The sequence below is a fragment of the Nocardia tenerifensis NBRC 101015 genome (genome assembly GCF_000308715.1).
GTDB lineage: Bacteria > Actinomycetota > Actinomycetes > Mycobacteriales > Mycobacteriaceae > Nocardia > Nocardia tenerifensis.
The window spans coordinates 1-625 of sequence record NZ_BAGH01000179.1; the positions used below are offsets into that span (position 1 = coordinate 1).

Sequence of the window (625 nt, forward strand, 5' to 3'; positions counted from 1 at the left end):
CACGTAGCCCGGCTCGCCGGTCACGCCGGAGACATCCGGAAGTGGTTGCCGGACAGCGAGTTTCCCGTTGTCGCCGGGTGGGAGCCGAAAGCCGGCCGCCTCGGCGAGCGACAGCGCGCGTTCGGCCTCGGGGGGATCGCCGTCGACGCGATGGCGCAGATCGAGCAGCGAGCCGGGGTAGTCGTCGGAGATGGCGCCGATCCACGGCACGCCCGCCATCCGCAGCAGCAGGGCCAGCGGCAGCGGCGACTGATGAAAAGACGTGAGGATCAAGGCCAGATCGATCTCGCGGGCGCGGATCTCCTCGACGAACGCCGCGACGCTCGCCGAGGTCACCGGCGGCGGCTCCAGATCGATCCACGGCGCACACCAGGTGAGGACCTGATCGACGCCGGGCAGCAACTCTGCGCCCGCCCGGCCGCGCGGCCCCGCCAGCAGCGTCACCGAGTCGACGTGCGCCGCCACCGCCCGCACGCAGGGGCCCGCGAGCAGGACGTCGCCGACGTTGTCCAACCGCGCGACCAGCGCCCGGCGCGTCACCGCCCACCCGCCATGGCCAGCCGCACGGCCTCGGTCAGATCGGGTGCCACGGCCGCCTCGCGACGCGCTCGCTCCACCTCCTCCG

1 protein-coding gene is annotated in these 625 nt (G+C 73.6%); it reads right to left on the bottom strand.

The genetic code is table 11. The annotated features are described in order from the left end of the window. The coding region (locus ON39_RS14580) for a glycosyltransferase family 9 protein (protein ID WP_040734557.1) at positions 1–540 on the bottom strand (540 nt) is incomplete at its 3' end. Positions 541–625 lie beyond the last annotated feature (85 nt).